This window comes from Oricola cellulosilytica (genome assembly GCF_019966575.1).
Taxonomy (GTDB): Bacteria; Pseudomonadota; Alphaproteobacteria; order Rhizobiales; family Rhizobiaceae; genus Oricola; species Oricola cellulosilytica.
This window is the reverse complement of the sequence record NZ_JAINFK010000001.1, coordinates 825,486-840,288: the sequence shown is the minus strand read 5'-3', so window position 1 is coordinate 840,288 and position 14,803 is coordinate 825,486. Positions and strand designations below refer to the sequence as shown.

General features: G+C 59.3%; 16 protein-coding genes. 9 read left to right on the top strand and 7 right to left on the bottom strand.

Annotation, left to right across the window (positions count from 1 at the left end; genetic code table 11):
- The first annotated feature begins 18 nt into the window (after positions 1 to 18).
- Positions 19 to 2,031, top strand: a complete 2,013-nt coding sequence (locus LC298_RS04045; RefSeq protein WP_223385549.1) for a thioredoxin domain-containing protein — start codon at positions 19 to 21, stop codon at positions 2,029 to 2,031.
- Between the two features lie 11 nt (positions 2,032 to 2,042).
- Here the strand turns inward: LC298_RS04045 and rho are convergent, their stop codons facing one another.
- From rho to hemE, 3 genes are all read right to left on the bottom strand, one after another.
- A complete protein-coding gene (rho, locus tag LC298_RS04040; protein WP_131564438.1) occupies positions 2,043 to 3,308 on the bottom strand; it encodes a transcription termination factor Rho in 1,266 nt (421 codons plus the stop codon).
- Positions 3,309 to 3,450: 142 nt separating this feature from the next.
- Positions 3,451 to 3,993, bottom strand: a complete 543-nt coding sequence (gene hemJ, locus LC298_RS04035) for a protoporphyrinogen oxidase HemJ (RefSeq protein ID WP_131564440.1) — start codon at positions 3,991 to 3,993, stop codon at positions 3,451 to 3,453.
- Positions 3,994 to 3,999: 6 nt separating this feature from the next.
- Entirely contained in the window at positions 4,000 to 5,028 is a 1,029-nt protein-coding gene (hemE, locus tag LC298_RS04030; protein ID WP_131564442.1) for a uroporphyrinogen decarboxylase, read from the bottom strand.
- A 500-nt stretch (positions 5,029 to 5,528) separates the two neighbouring features.
- On the opposite strand from hemE, the gene LC298_RS04025 reads away from it, so the two are divergent.
- Genes LC298_RS04025 through dnaQ form a run of 4 tightly spaced genes read left to right on the top strand, consistent with a single transcriptional unit; the run spans position 5,529 to position 8,384 of the window.
- Positions 5,529 to 6,122 (top strand): Maf-like protein, encoded by a 594-nt coding sequence (locus LC298_RS04025; protein WP_131564444.1) that lies wholly within the window; start codon positions 5,529 to 5,531, stop codon positions 6,120 to 6,122.
- Entirely contained in the window at positions 6,115 to 6,966 is an 852-nt protein-coding gene (locus LC298_RS04020) for a shikimate dehydrogenase (RefSeq protein WP_131564446.1), read from the top strand. Before LC298_RS04025 ends, LC298_RS04020 begins: the two co-directional genes overlap by 8 nt.
- On the top strand, positions 6,966 to 7,610 hold the full coding sequence (coaE, locus tag LC298_RS04015) for a dephospho-CoA kinase (protein ID WP_131564448.1): 645 nt from the start codon (positions 6,966 to 6,968) through the stop codon (positions 7,608 to 7,610). The genes LC298_RS04020 and coaE overlap by 1 nt, the downstream gene beginning before the upstream one ends.
- Positions 7,611 to 7,664: 54 nt before the next feature.
- Positions 7,665 to 8,384, top strand: a complete 720-nt coding sequence (gene dnaQ, locus LC298_RS04010) for a DNA polymerase III subunit epsilon (RefSeq protein ID WP_131565801.1) — start codon at positions 7,665 to 7,667, stop codon at positions 8,382 to 8,384.
- Between the two features lie 33 nt (positions 8,385 to 8,417).
- Here dnaQ and secB read toward each other — a convergent pair whose 3' ends face one another.
- Both secB and LC298_RS04000 read right to left on the bottom strand, forming a co-directional pair.
- Positions 8,418 to 8,927, bottom strand: coding sequence for a protein-export chaperone SecB (gene secB, locus LC298_RS04005; protein ID WP_131564450.1), 510 nt, complete (start codon positions 8,925 to 8,927; stop codon positions 8,418 to 8,420).
- 120 nt (positions 8,928 to 9,047) lie between these two features.
- Entirely contained in the window at positions 9,048 to 9,530 is a 483-nt protein-coding gene (locus LC298_RS04000; RefSeq protein ID WP_131564452.1) for an FxsA family protein, read from the bottom strand.
- A gap of 120 nt (positions 9,531 to 9,650) precedes the next feature.
- Here LC298_RS04000 and LC298_RS03995 point away from each other — a divergent pair, with 120 nt between their 5' ends.
- The 4 genes from LC298_RS03995 to LC298_RS03980 are packed head-to-tail and all read left to right on the top strand — an operon-like array spanning position 9,651 to position 12,435.
- Positions 9,651 to 10,361 carry a Tim44/TimA family putative adaptor protein gene (locus tag LC298_RS03995; RefSeq protein WP_131564454.1) on the top strand — a complete coding sequence of 237 codons (711 nt, stop codon included), beginning with the start codon at positions 9,651 to 9,653 and terminating at the stop codon, positions 10,359 to 10,361.
- Positions 10,362 to 10,373: 12 nt separating this feature from the next.
- Positions 10,374 to 11,465: a murein transglycosylase A gene (gene mltA / locus LC298_RS03990; RefSeq protein ID WP_131564456.1), complete on the top strand. Its 1,092-nt coding sequence runs from the start codon at positions 10,374 to 10,376 to the stop codon at positions 11,463 to 11,465.
- Complete coding sequence (locus LC298_RS03985) at positions 11,465 to 12,037, top strand: Smr/MutS family protein (RefSeq protein ID WP_131564458.1); 573 nt, start codon at positions 11,465 to 11,467, stop codon at positions 12,035 to 12,037. Before mltA ends, LC298_RS03985 begins: the two co-directional genes overlap by 1 nt.
- Positions 12,034 to 12,435 (top strand): helix-turn-helix domain-containing protein, encoded by a 402-nt coding sequence (locus LC298_RS03980; protein ID WP_131564460.1) that lies wholly within the window; start codon positions 12,034 to 12,036, stop codon positions 12,433 to 12,435. Before LC298_RS03985 ends, LC298_RS03980 begins: the two co-directional genes overlap by 4 nt.
- On the opposite strand, the gene LC298_RS03975 is transcribed toward LC298_RS03980, so the two are convergent.
- Positions 12,418 to 13,380, bottom strand: coding sequence for a DUF1402 family protein (locus LC298_RS03975; RefSeq protein ID WP_131564462.1), 963 nt, complete (start codon positions 13,378 to 13,380; stop codon positions 12,418 to 12,420). The two genes, LC298_RS03980 and LC298_RS03975, sit on opposite strands and share 18 nt — an antisense overlap.
- Before the next feature lie 103 nt (positions 13,381 to 13,483).
- Complete coding sequence (gene hslU, locus LC298_RS03970; RefSeq protein WP_131564464.1) at positions 13,484 to 14,797, bottom strand: ATP-dependent protease ATPase subunit HslU; 1,314 nt, start codon at positions 14,795 to 14,797, stop codon at positions 13,484 to 13,486.
- Between the last annotated feature and the right edge of the window lie 6 nt (positions 14,798 to 14,803).

The window sequence follows — 14,803 nt, the reverse complement described above, 5'->3', positions numbered from 1 at the left end:
AGGAGCAGTTCGTTGACCGTGATCTCCGCCAACCGATTGGGCGGCTCGACCAGCCCGTATCTACTGCAGCACAAGGACAATCCTGTCCACTGGCAAGAATGGGAGGACGGCGCCCTTCAGGCCGCCCGGGACGCCGACAGACCGATCCTTCTGTCGATCGGCTACGCGGCCTGCCATTGGTGCCATGTCATGGCACATGAATGCTTCGAGGATAACGATGTTGCGGAGCTCATGAACTCCCGCTTCGTCAACATAAAGGTGGACCGCGAGGAAAGGCCCGACCTGGACCAAATTTATATGGCTGCCCTGACCGCAATGGGTGAGCACGGGGGATGGCCTCTGACGATGGCGTTAACTCCCGACGGAAAGCCGTTTTGGGGCGGAACCTATTTCCCAAAGCACAGCCGTTGTGGCCGCCCCGGCTTTATCGATGTCCTCAACGCGGTTAGTGACGCTTTTCAGAACAGGCGCGCCGAGATCGAGAGCAGCGCAAAGTTGCTGAAAGGCCATCTCACCGACAAGCTTGCCGGTGACGATTCGCCTGTCAGTGTTTCACATGAAACAATCCATGCGTTCACCCAGCAAATCACCGCGCTCTATGACTCCAATAGCCCCGGCTTGAGGGGCGCGCCGAAATTTCCCAGCGCCCCATTTCTCGAAGTTTTGTGGCGAGGCTGGCGGCGTACCGGTGATGAAATCGCGAGAAACCGTTTCCTCGAGACCGTTACCGCGATCGCGACAGGCGGGATCTACGATCACGTCGGAGGAGGTATCGCCCGCTATACCGTAGACGAGAACTGGCTGATTCCGCATTTCGAGAAGATGCTCTACGACAATGCCCATTTCATTCGTCATTGCCTATGGGCACACGCCGAAACCGGTGAGGAATTGTTCCGTATGCGAATCGACGGAACAATTGCCTGGCTGGAGCGTGAAATGACGACGCCCGCCGGCGGCTTCGCGGCAAGTCTCGACGCCGACTCCGAAGGAGAGGAGGGGAAGTATTATGTCTGGACAGCATCGCAGATCGCCCAGATCCTCTCTCCGCGCGACGCAACGACTTTCCGTGACGCCTTTGGCGTGACCGACGGCGGAAACTGGGAAGGTAAGACGATCCTCAATCTGTATGATCTTCGACGGGAGCCGGAACGAGCGTCCGAAACGGTGACGGCGCATGACGCCTCACTGCGCGCCCTCCTCGAAGCGAGACAGGAGAGGATTCCACCGGGACGGGATACCAAGGTCTTGGCGGACTGGAACGGGTTTGCTATCCGCGGGATCGCCGAGGCTGGGCGTTATTTCGGATCCGAATCTTGGCAGCACGTTGCCCGAAGTAAATTCGACGCCATTCTCACGAACATGCTTTCCAACCGAAGGCTCGCCCATGTCGGTGATGGCCGCAAGAGGAGCGATTTCGGTTTCGCAACCGACTACGCCGCGATGATCAACGCCGCCATCTCGCTTTACGAGGTCAGTGGTGACGAATGCCTGGTCGATCAGGCACGTGAGCTTCATCGTCTTTTGCGGGTAAATCATTACGACCACGAATCGAAGATGGGGTATCTGTTCGCAGAACACGGCCGGTCTGATATCCCGATCAGCACCTGGAATGACAACGACGATGCAAATCCGTCCGCCACGGCGCAGGTCATCGAAGCGCTTACGCGCCTCTCGCTAGTGCGAGACGACGGAGAACTCGACGCGGAGATCGAACGAATTACCTCTCACGCCGCCGGCAGAATTCTTGCCAATCGATACGGCCAGGCCGGCTTCATCAACTCAGCCGACAGTGCGATAGCCAAGCAACGTCTTGTGGTTAGTGGCGAGGCTCGCGAAGTCGATCCTCTCTGGACGACGGCCTCAAAGTACCCGGACCCCCGTCGCACGGATATCTTTATCAAACCGGAAGCGGGCCGCGCGGAATTCGGGGGCCCAAGAGCCTATCTATGCACTGATCAGACGTGCAGCCTTCCAGTTCGGGACCCTGCCATCTTGGAAAGGCTACTCAGAGCGGGAACAGAATCCGGCTAAATTTCGCCGGATCATGCATTCATCGAATCGAAAAACTCGGCATTGTTTTTCGTCTGCTTGAGCTTGTCGATGAGAAACTCGATCGCGTCCGTCGTACCCATCGGAGCCAGGATACGGCGTAGCACGAAGATTTTCTGCAAATCCTGACGCGCGATGAGAAGGTCTTCTTTGCGCGTCCCCGACTTCAGGATATCCATTGAAGGGAAGATACGCTTGTCGGCCACCTTCCGGTCGAGCACAATCTCCGAGTTGCCCGTACCCTTGAACTCTTCGAAAATCACCTCGTCCATACGGCTGCCGGTATCGATGAGCGCGGTCGCGATGATTGTCAGCGAACCCCCTTCCTCGATATTGCGGGCAGCGCCGAAGAATCGTTTCGGACGTTGCAGCGCATTCGCATCGACGCCACCCGTCAGCACCTTGCCCGAGGAAGGCACGACCGTGTTGTACGCCCGACCAAGACGGGTGATCGAATCGAGCAAAATTACGACATCACGTCCGTGCTCGACCAAGCGTTTGGCCTTTTCAATCACCATCTCGGCCACAGCGACATGCCGAGACGCTGGCTCATCAAAAGTCGACGACACCACTTCTCCGTCAACCGAGCGCTGCATGTCTGTAACTTCCTCCGGCCGCTCGTCGATCAACAGGACGATCAGGTAGCATTCGGGATGGTTCGCGGTGATCGAGTGGGCGATATTCTGCAAAAGGACTGTCTTACCGGTCCTGGGTGGAGCGACGATCAGGCCGCGTTGACCCTTACCGAGCGGCGCCACCAGATCGATTACCCGGGAGGAGAGATCCTTAGAGGTCGGATTATCGATCTCCATCTTGAACCGCTCGTCCGGATAGAGGGGTGTCAGATTGTCGAAGTGGCTTTTGTGTCTGATTTTCTCGGGGTCTTCGAAATTGATCGTATTGACCTTGAGCAGCGCGAAGTAACGCTCGCCCTCCTTCGGTCCACGAATCGGTCCCTGAACCGTATCCCCGGTTTTGAGTGAGAAACGGCGTATCTGAGATGGAGAGATATAGATATCATCCGGACCCGGCAGATAATTTGCGCTCGCAGACCGCAAGAAGCCGAAGCCATCCTGCAGGATCTCGACGACACCATCGCCAATGATCTCCACATCGTCTGCGGCCAGTCTCTTCAGGATCGCAAACATCAGCTCCTGCTTGCGCATGACGCTGGCGTTTTCGACCTCGACACTTTCGGCGAACTCGACGAGTTCAGTTGCGGACTTGTTTTGAAGGTCCTGTAGCTTCATCTGCTGCATGGAAACACGCTTTGTGAAATCGGTAAAAATGGGGGAGGGCTGTTTGAAGCAGGGAAGAAGATCCCGGGCCCGGTCAGGCTTCACATACGCTTTTGGCCGAAGCACTGCAAGTCACAATGCCGCACAACCACAGCAGCAGGCATCAGAAAGGCTTTACTATGACCAGTACGACGGCCGCGATCATCAACACAGTTGGCACCTCGTTCATGATACGCCAGTAGCGGGCCGAGCGCCGATTGCGATCCTCGGCGAACAACCTGACCGCCTTCGAAAAGCTACCATGCACACCCGACATCGCAACGACCGCCAAGAATTTTCCCCAGAACCAAGGTTCCAAAAAGTACCCGCCACTCCAAGCGAGCCATAACCCGAGCGCCCAAGCGATAATCATAGCCGGGTTCATGATCACGCGTAGAAGGCGACGCTCCATGATCTTGAAGGTCTCGCTCTGCTCGGAACCTGGTTTGGCTTCACAATGATATACGAACAGCCGCGGCAGGTAGAGCATACCGGCCATCCACGCGATGATTGCAATGACATGAACGGCTTTGACCCACAGATATATGCCGGAAGGATTGAGCCAGAAGATCAAACCCATAATCGCAACAAAGACCGCCATGGCCATTGCCGCGCGGCGCGCTGCGGTACGTCCGCTTCCCTCGGATACCTCGCGCTGTCCGTCCATCAATCCCTAGGCCTTTCCGCGGACACGATTGACTAGGTAGGCCACATCGTCGGGATCGGCCTGTGGGGTTATCCCGTGCCCGAGATTGAATATCAGCGGACCATCTCCCAATCGATTGAGAATCCTGTCCGTGCCTTCGCGAATCGCATCTCGCCCCGCGACCACGCGCAGCGGATCTAGATTACCCTGCACAGGCCCGTCCTTTTGCAGCTCTGCCGCAAAGTCAAGCGGAACCGACCAGTCGAGTCCGAGCGCATCGATACCCGTTGACTGCCGGTAATGCCGATAGAGCGCGCCAGCGCCCTTCGGAAACCCGATGATTTTTGCGTCGGGGCGCGCCGCCCGAACCTTCAAAACGATTCTTTTCACCGGCTTAACGCAGAATTCGGCAAAAGTCTCATCGTCGAGGACCCCGGCCCAACTGTCGAATATCTGGACCGCATCGGCTCCGGAATCGAGCTGGCGCACCAAATAATCCGCCGACATATCCGACAAGATGTCGAGCAACCGTTCCATCGCCGGACGCTCGCGGTAGCCAAACAATCGCGCCGGCGCCTGGTCCGGTGTTCCGTGTCCGGCGATCATGTAGGTCGCCACCGTCCAGGGCGCGCCGCAAAATCCGAGCAGGGTCGTCTCCTTCGGCAACTCGGCCCGTAGTCGCGTTACTGTCTCATAAACCGGCGCGAGATGCGCATGCATCCGGGACGGATCGAGCGCCGCGATCCCGTCGGCGTCGATCGGGTCCATCCTTGGACCCTCGCCTTCAACGAACCGAACGTTGCGCTTTAACGCATCGGGCAGGACCAGTATGTCGGAGAACAGGATTGATGCATCGAAGCCATAGCGCCGGATAGGCTGTAGCGTTACCTCCACGGCCAGATCGGGCGTGTAGCAGAGATCGAGGAACCCTTTTGCCCGTGCGCGCGTTTGTCGATACTCGGGAAGATAACGGCCCGCCTGCCGCATGATCCAGATCGGCGGAGGATCCATTGTCTCTCCGTTCAGCACCTTCATGATCGCTCGTTCGACGCTCATTATCCCCAGTTCCCCAGAATGCTTTTCTTCCAAATAAACTTACGGCGAAGCCGATTGATGATTCTATGAGTCTGTGAATAGCAGGTATCCCTGGTTTTGCAGAGCCGACGAGATCCCGGCTTAAAGTCCGTTCGACGGGACCGGAACGGTAACCGGCATGTGAATTAATGTGGATGTAAAAAAACATTAAAATCAATTAGATAGGAGATGAAGTTTCTCGCGGCCTGTGGAAAGACGACAAGATCTCCCAGACAACCCTCTCGTACCCACAAATCCACACAACTGGAAAGATTTCTCCGGCTGAAGCCAATCTGTGGACGGGGCCCGCTCAATTTCGATCGCTGTGGAGAGGAGCAGCTTAATGCGATCCGGTATCCCCATTTCTCCACAATCGGTGATTCCTCAAGGTCGAGTTCACCGATCATCGCCACCCGCGGGTTTCTTGCCATCCGCCTCCCGAAACGCTACCGCAGACCGGGTAACGCAACCCGAAAGCCCCGATGTCTATCGTACTTGCCTCCACAAGCCCGTTCCGAGCCGCGATCCTCAAGAATGCCGGGCTGGAATTCCTCACCGACGCCAACGAAATCGACGAACGATCGGTCGAAGCACCGCTCCTCCAGACCGGTGCAACTCCCGAAGACATCGCTTCGGTCCTAGCTGAGGCAAAAGCGCTCGACGTGTCCCCGCGCCATCCTGGCGCAATCGTGATTGGTGCCGACCAGACGCTGTCGCTGAACGGCGAACTTCTACACAAGCCTTTGGACATGGAGGCCGCGCGCCGCCAGGTCTTGCGCCTGTCAGGCAAGACGCACGAACTGAACTCTGCCATTGTGCTCGTCCAGAACAGCGCGCCGCTCTGGCGGCACGTATCCGTGGCGCACATGCATGTGCGAGAGTTGACGCCGCAATTTGTCGGTCGGTATCTCGCGCAAACTGGCGAGATCGCCCTGAAGAGCGTCGGCGCCTACCAATTTGAAGGAGCGGGCATCCAGCTCTTTGACCGGGTCGATGGCGACTATTTCACCATTGTCGGACTGCCGATCCTGCCGTTGCTCACCAAACTGCGCGCTCTCGGTGAAATTGATGGCTAGCGTCCCTCACATCCCTCGCGCTTTCGTGGCGGGTCATCCGATCGGCCACTCCCGTTCGCCGTTCATTCATTCGACTTGGCTTGACCGGTACGCCATCGAGGGCACGTATCAGTCCCTCGACGTCAAGGGCGGGGATTTCCCCGGTCTCCTCGACTCCGTCCGGCGTGGCGAATGGCTTGGCGGAAACGTTACCATACCCCACAAGGAGGCGGCGTTCCGTCTTTGCGCCCGGCGTGACGAAGACGCCGAGGCGATCGGCGCGGTCAACACGATCTGGCTAGAAAATGGTCGACTTGTTGGCGGTAACACGGATGCCTATGGCTTTTCGGCAAACCTCGATCAGCACCTGAGGGGCTGGCGTGACGGCCAAAGGGCCCTGGTGCTCGGGGCGGGAGGAGCAAGCAGGGCAGTCCTGCACGCGCTTCTCTCGGCCGGGTACAGCCGCGTGGATGTAGCGAATCGCACGCCCGAGCGAGCCGAAACACTGGAGCAGAGCTTTGGCCCGCGGGTGCGCGCTCATGGGTGGGATAAGGCCGATTCGCTCGTTGCCGGGGCGGACCTTATAGTCAACACGACGTCGCTTGGCATGGAAGGGAATCCGCCCTTGCAGCTCGAACTTGAAGGGTCGCACGTCGGCGCGATGGCGACCGATATCGTGTACGCCCCTCTTGAGACACCGTTTCTCGCCGCTTGTATCGAGGCAGGGATGACAACGTGCGACGGGTTAGGCATGCTTTTGCATCAGGCAGTGCCAGGGTTTGCCCGCTGGTTCGGCACAAAACCCGAAGTTGACGCCGCGCTGCGCAATGCGGTGATCGCGGACCTGAACAGGCCTGGGCCCTGATGATCATCGTTGGACTGACCGGATCCATAGGGATGGGTAAATCGACGACGGCAAAGATGTTCGCCGACGAGGGTGTGCCGGTTCATGACGCTGATGCAGCCGTTCACGCTCTCTACTCCGGGAAGGCTGCTCCGTTGATCAGAGCTGCCTTTCCCGGCGTGGTGAAGGGTGGCTCTGTCGACCGCGCCGCACTTGGGGCTCAGGTCATCGGCGATCCGGACGCGATGGCTAAACTCGAGGCGATTGTTCATCCTCTCGTTCGGGAAATGGAAATTGCATTTCTGAATCAGGCACGGAAGGAGGGCGCACCGGTGGTGGTTCTCGACATTCCGCTGCTGTTTGAGACGGGCGGCGACAAGCGCGTCGATCAAACCGTCGTTGTGACGGCGCCACCGGAGGTACAGCGCCGGCGCGTTCTCGCCCGGCCCGGCATGACCGAGGAGCGATTCCAGGCAATTCAGGGCAGACAAATGCCGGATACGCAGAAACGCGCCCGCGCCGATTTCATAATCGACACCGCCTCCGGGCTCGATTGTGCAAGAGCGAAGGTTCACGACGTTGTTTCTGTCCTCGCGGCGATGGCGAAAGACAAGCTGGCGGACGAGCCAAAAGTTTCTTTGGATCAGAATTGTTCGCCGTTGTGATGCGCCCGGACGCTCTGCATGATTCACGTGAAACAGACGGCGGCTGGCGGACCCATGCGCGAAATCATTTTCGACACAGAGACGACAGGACTGGATTCGTCAGCGGATCGCATCATCGAGATCGGTGCGGTGGAACTCGAGAACCGCTTTCTGACCGGCCGCAGCTTCCACGTCTTCATTAATCCCGAAGGCCGGGAAGTGCATCCCGAGGCGCTCGCGGTTCACGGCATCGGCAACGACCAGCTCCTCGACAAGCCGAAATTCCGCGAGATCATGCAGGAGTGGATGGATTTTACCGCCGGGGCCACCCTGATCGCCCACAATGCGAGTTTCGATGTTGGCTTCCTCAACGCGGAATTCGCACGGGTTGGCTTTCCGCCAATCGATCCATCGTTCGTGATAGACAGCCTCCATCTTGCCCGCCGCCGTCACCCGATGGGACCAAACTCGCTCGACGCGCTCTGCAAGCGTTACGGTATCGACAATTCAAGGCGCGAAAAGCACGGGGCCCTGCTCGACAGCGAGCTCCTCGCCGAAGTTTATATCGAATTGGTGGGCGGCAAGCAGGCGACGCTCAGCTTGGAAACAACCGACAGGAGCCCGACTGGGGTCAGCTCCAGCAGCGTCGAAAAATCCGGCCCAATCGAATACGGCCCCCGCCCCACGCCGCTCCAGCCTCGACTGACGGCCGCAGAGGTCGCTGCACACCGCGTTATGGTTGCCGGTTTGGGTGACGGGGCCTTTTGGATCTGGGGAAACAAAAAAGGCGGCTGAACTCCGCCTTTCCCGGATCAGGCGAGATGCGTCTCAGTTCGAGGCCTTGACTTGCGCCTTGGTCTGTTCCTCGGCCATACGCTTTTGGAACATCTGGGCGAAATCGACCGGATCGATCAGCAGCGGCGGGAAGCCGCCATTGCGCGTCGCCTCGGCGATGACCTGCCGGGCGAAGGGAAACAGCATTCTCGGACATTCGATGAACAGCACCGGGAGCATGTGTTCCTGCGGAAAATTCGCGACGCGGAACACACCTCCATAGACCAGCTCGACATTGAACAGCACATTCTCGCCGTCTTGCGCCTTAGCTGTCAGGGTTAGCATCACGTCGTAGTCGTTGTCGGCCAGCGGATTTGCCTGCACGTTGACATTGATGTTGATCGACGGTGCGTTTTCCCGCGGGCGCAGCGACAGGGGCGCGCCGGGGCTCTCGAACGACAGATCCTTCATGTACTGGGTCAGGACCGAAAGCTGCGGAGCGGCGCCGTTCGTCTTGGCTTCGCCATTGTCTTCGGTTCCGCCGTTCTTGGTTTCATCAGCCATCGAATAGTGCCTCTTGAATTCATGCTCGGCGCGCGCGACCGCCCGCCCGTTTCAGTTGCGGGTGGCTAGCACGGCCCTGATAGACTGGCAAGGACACTAGCGTGCCGCTTCGTCCGCGCTCTATCGGCTCCGTTTCCAAGGCGTATCCGGATCGGCAGTATCCGAATATTCATCCTCGGTAAGATCGATCGTAGGGGAACCGGAATCTCGCGCCGGGCCATCAGTTGGGTACGACGATTGGGCGACGATCTGGACCCTCCTCCGGGCAAAGCGCCAGACGGCATCGCGGAGCGCCGGAACAAACAACAGAAAACCGAGCGTATCGGTGACAAAGCCGGGGGTCAGCAGGAGAACCCCGGCAACCAGGATCATAACTCCATGCACGAGTTCGCGTCCGGGGACGCGGCCTTCGTCGAGATCGCGTCGCATACGTGTTAGAAGGCCGAAGCCCTGAACCCTGAGGAGGATCGAGCCGATGATCGCGGTCAGCACTATCATGCCAAGCGTCGCGAACACGCCGATCTGCGATCCGACGGCAATGAACACGCCGATCTCGAGTAACGGTATGATAAGAAGGATGAAGGGAATCAGCGAAAAGGGCATGGAACAGGCGCTCGTTCTGCGGGTTAAAGGCTTACCTAGTTATTCATCGCGCGATTTGAATGCTTGTCATTCATGGCTATATGAGGTGCGATACCACTTTGGATTTCAGCAGGGAATTTTATGGAAGGCTCCAACCTCGTCACATTGCTGTTCGTCGTAGCAGCGGTCTTCGTTTTCCTGCAGCTTCGAAGCGTGCTCGGTAAGCGGACCGGACATGAGCGCCCGCCGATGGACCGGTACTCACGAACCAGCGAGTCCCCGGCCGACAAGGGCGGCGATGGAACCGCCGATCCCGACAACGTGATAACGCTTCCCGGCCGCAGCGAATCCAAGGCTGAGGCTTACCGTGAGATCGACAAGGTTGCCGAACCCGGAACCGACGTTAACAAGGGACTGCGCGCCATTCGCGACGCATCACCCGAATTCGATCCGAAGGCGTTCCTTGCCGGCGCAAAAATGGCTTATGAGATGATCGTCATGTCGTTTGCCGATGGCGACCGTAAGACGCTGAAAAATCTTCTGTCCAAGGAAGTCTATGACGGGTTTTCTGCTGCCCTCGACGAGCGCGAGACCAAGGGCGACACCGTTCGGTCGAGTTTCGTCGGGATCGACGACGCCCAGATTGTCGCCGCCGATCTGCGCGAGCGCGAAGCCCATATCACCCTGCGGATCGTTAGTCAGATGATCTCGGCCACCACCAACAAGGCCGGCGAAGTCATCGATGGAGATCCCGAGGCGGTCGTAGAGGTCAAGGACATTTGGACATTTGCTCGCGACACGCAGAGCCGCGATCCCAATTGGCGTCTGGTGGCGACGGAATCCGAAGAGTGATTCGGGCCTCCGATGTGGAGTCTGCGGACCGTTGAGTTCCCCCGGCTGCCCGGATGGGCAGAGGACGATCATTCGGCGGCACTGGAGGCGCTCAGTCGCCATTTCGCCTACAAACACAATCGAACCTACCGCAAGGGCGCAATCGGCGTCGACGCCGCCGATCTGGAGCCTTTACACGCCGCCGCTGCCGAATCGGCAGCGCAAAAAAATCCGCGCTCCTTCTTCGAGGCAGCCTTCGACGCCGTCTCGCTGCAGCCTGGGGCGGACGAACGCGGTCTGGTCACGGCCTATTACGAGCCGGTCATAGCCGCCTCCCGGGAGCGCACGGGGCGTTTTTCGACCCCGTTTTATCGCCGGCCGGCCGATCTCGTGGAAATCGGGGAAGCGAACCGTCCGCCGGGGTGGGAGGACGGGCTCCGGTTCGGCTGCCGTAGCCCCGACGGAACCGTCGACCGGTATCCCGACCGCGCTACCATCACGAATGGCTGGCTCGAGGGGCGGGATCTGGAAATCGCCTATGTTGAAGATCCGGTCGACGTTTTTTTCGCCCATGTACAAGGGGCAGCCCGGTTGGAATTCGCCGACGGCGCGACAACGCGCATAGGCTATGACGGCAAGAATGGCCACCCGTTCACGGCGATCGGACGTTTGTTAGCTGAGCGCGGGGAGATCGAGCCAGCGGAAGTCGGCATGGCGTCGATCCGCAACTGGCTGGCACGCGACCGCGAGCGCGGCCAGCACCTCATGAACGAAAATCGCTCGTACATCTTCTTCCGCGAGACCGCCGACGAGCCGTCGGCCGGGCCGGTCGCCGCCGCGAAGGTCCCTTTGATGGCGGGGCGGTCGATCGCCGTAGATCGACTGTTGCATACGTTTGGAACGCCAGTGTTCGTACGCGCTGACGCGGTAAATGGCGAGACTTGGGCGCGGCTGATGATCGCGCAGGATACTGGTAGTGCGATTGTCGGCCCTGCGCGCGGCGATCTCTTCATGGGATCGGGCAGCGCCGCGGGCGCGCTGGCCGGAAACGTCCGGTCACCTGCCGATTTCCACCTGTTGGTCCCCAAAGGCGCTGTCCTTCCCAATCCTGCGGGAGCTGCCTGATGTCCAGGCGCCGCGATAGGCCGTTAAGGGAGGAGGAAGCGATCCTTTGGCAGAAGGTGAGCCGGACAGTGACGCCGCTGAAGCCAGAGGCGATAAAGCCAGCCGAGTTGCTGAAGGTGGAGCCAAGTATAATTGCACCCGCCCCGGTGTCCCGCGATGACACGGCGTCGATCCGCTCGCCTGTTAGGAACGTCCGCCACCAGCCCCCGCCAAGGCGCGACCGGCAGATCGACCGTATGACAACCCGCAAGATCGCAAAAGGCAGGATCTCAATCGACGCACGTATCGATCTTCACCACATGACCCAGGACCAGGCTCACGACCGCCTCTACATGTTTCTGGCCGATTGCCGCTCACGGGGTTTGCGGCATGTGCTGGTGGTGACCGGAAAGGGGCGGTCCTTTGGCAGCGAGGGCGTCTTGAGGCGAGTGGTGCCGCTGTGGCTGAAAAGTCCTCGCTTTGTCGATCTCGTTAGCGGTTATTCCGGCGCTGGCCGCCACCATGGCGGCGACGGGGCGCTCTATGTCAGACTGCGCAAGATCACCAATGCGGACGGGAGCGTGAGGCGGTGACGCCATTTGGAAAGCGCTTGCGGCAAATTCGGGCTGAGCGCGGTATTAGTCAGAAGGAAATGGCGAAGGCCGTCGGCGTTTCGGCGGCCTATCTGTCGGCGCTCGAGCATGGCCACCGCGGGTTACCGTCTTGGGCACTGCTGCAGCGCATCATCGCCTATCTGAACGTTATCTGGGACGATGCGGATGAGTTGCAGCGTCTCGCGCTGCGCTCCTCCCCGAGGGTAGTGATCGACACGTCCGGACTCGATCCGCGCGCCACCGAACTTGCCAATCTGCTCGCCGTGTCGATTGGCGATCTCGGCCGCGATGATCTGGACCACCTGATCAGACGCCTGCAGGCTCTCTCGGACCAGACGGCACGCTCCGTCCGCGGACCATCATCCGCCGAGAAGTGAGCGCAGTTCGTCTTCCTTCTCGTTGATCAGCCAGCCGTAATAGTTTTCTTCAGGAAGGATCGAGCCGCCCCGGCCGCCGTTCCGCCGGGCGAGATTCCTTGCTCGACCCAGGGAATCGCCTGTGTTGTAGAGCGTCGCGGTCAGACCCGGGTTGCGCGATATGTCGAATCCCGCGATATTGCGGTAGTCGTCGATCGCCGTGGCCAGCGTTGCGGCGATATAGGGCAGCGTCTCGTCAGGATCCATGATGGCGCGGTAAACCTCTTTGCCATCCTCGGCGTTCAGTTCGCGCGCTCCGGTCGCTTCGTTCACACGTTCCGTCATCATCAGGGCGGTCAGCGGGTTGAGCTGCCCGATGCCGAAGGTCTGACCGGCATAGAAGGGCTGGAAGAAAACCGCGCTGAACCGATCGTTCGGAAACGCCTTGCCATCGACCGTCTTGCCGCGAAAAACGTCGTTCCAAACGGCTTCACGGCAGCTCCACAAGTCGCGGCTGGCCTCGAATTCCGCGCACGTCTCGAATTGCGGCCTGGCGATGAAATCCGAGACATCCTCCCCATCATAGCCGAAATTGATCGAACCCCTCAGATACGAAACCGCCTTGACGTAGTAGGTTTGTGCACGGTCGTAGGCATCAACATTGTAGGTGTGTTCGCCGACGATCGCCCCTATCATGTGAATGGGATCGATATCGAAAGTCTCGGCGGTCCGCCTGATCTTGTCTATGAGCCGCTGCTCTGTGCGCAGAAGGGCGACGATCTTTTTGTATTTCAGCTCGAACGTGGTTTTCAGCGCATTTGTGCGGTTCTTAGAGGCTCCCGGCACGGCGGGCTGCTCGACGTTGCGGTTCCCCGGCTCGACTTCTGTCAGGGCATGCGATGGGCTCGCCGTGGCCAACAAAAGCGCCGCGGCCGCGAAAATCCCCGGCGGGATGGATAGGTGCATCGTAATGTTTCTGCTCTGCAAGAAAGCCCCGCGAACGCATTAGGAAAAGCCCGCAGGCCTGTCGAGTGCGCACCGCAAGGAAATCTCGACTATGGCCTTTCGGTCACAGAACGTATCGGGACAGGTCCGCGTTCCGTGCGAGGTCGCCGATTTGTTTGCGCACATAGTCGCCGTCGATAATAAATTCCTCGCCTCCCTGGTCGGGGGCGGTGAACGAAATCTCGTCAAGCACGCGCTCCATCACCGTTTGCAGACGCCGCGCACCGATATTCTCGACAGTCGAATTGAGATCCACCGCAATATCGGCCAGCGCGTCGATAGCGTCGTCGGTAAAGGTCACAGTGACGTCCTCTGTCTGCATCAGCGCGATGTACTGCTTGATTAGGCTAGCTTCGGTTTCGGTGAGGATACGTTTGAAATCCTCGCGCTCCAGCGCTCGCAATTCGACACGGATCGGCAACCGGCCCTGCAGCTCGGGCAACAGGTCTGAGGGCTTGGAAACGTGGAAGGCGCCGGACGCGATGAACAGTATGTGGTCGGTCTTGACCGGGCCGTACTTGGTCGCGACCGTCGTGCCTTCCACCAGAGGCAGCAGGTCGCGCTGCACGCCTTCGCGGCTGACGCCGGCGCCGAAACGGCCCTCGCTGGCGGCGATCTTGTCGATCTCGTCTAGGAAGACGATCCCATCATTCTCGGCCGAGCGCATCGCCTCCTGCACAACCTGTTCCTGATCGAGCAACTTGTCGGATTCGTCGTTGAGCAGAATGTCGTAGGATTCTTTGACCGTGGTCTTCACCTTTTTCGACTTGCCGCCACCCAGAGCCTTACCGAGCATGTCGTTGAGATTGATCATGCCAATGTTGGCACCGGGCATCCCTGGAATCTCGAACCCTGGCATTCCGCCCGAGCCAGTGTCGGCAACCTCGATCTCTATCTCCTTGTCGTCGAGTAGCCCGTCGCGCAGCTTCTTGCGGAAACTGTCTCGCGTCGCCGGGCTTGCTGTCGAACCGATCAAGGCTTCCAGTACGCGCTGCTCCGCATTCACATGTGCCTTGGCCTTCACCTCCTCGCGCTTGCGCTCGCGCACCAGCGCAATTCCGGCTTCGACCAGATCGCGAATGATTTGCTCGACGTCGCGCCCGACATAGCCGACTTCCGTGAATTTGGTCGCTTCGACCTTCACGAAGGGAGCGCCCGCAAGCTTCGCGAGTCGGCGGGAAATCTCAGTTTTTCCCACACCCGTCGGTCCGATCATCAGGATGTTTTTTGGCATCACCTCGTCGCGCATCGCCCCCTCCAGGCGCTGACGGCGCCAGCGATTGCGCAGTGCGATGGCGACGGCGCGTTTTGCGTCCTTCTGACCGATAATGTAGCGGTCGAGTTCCGATACGGTTTCGCGCGGTGAAAAATCAGACATGAAACA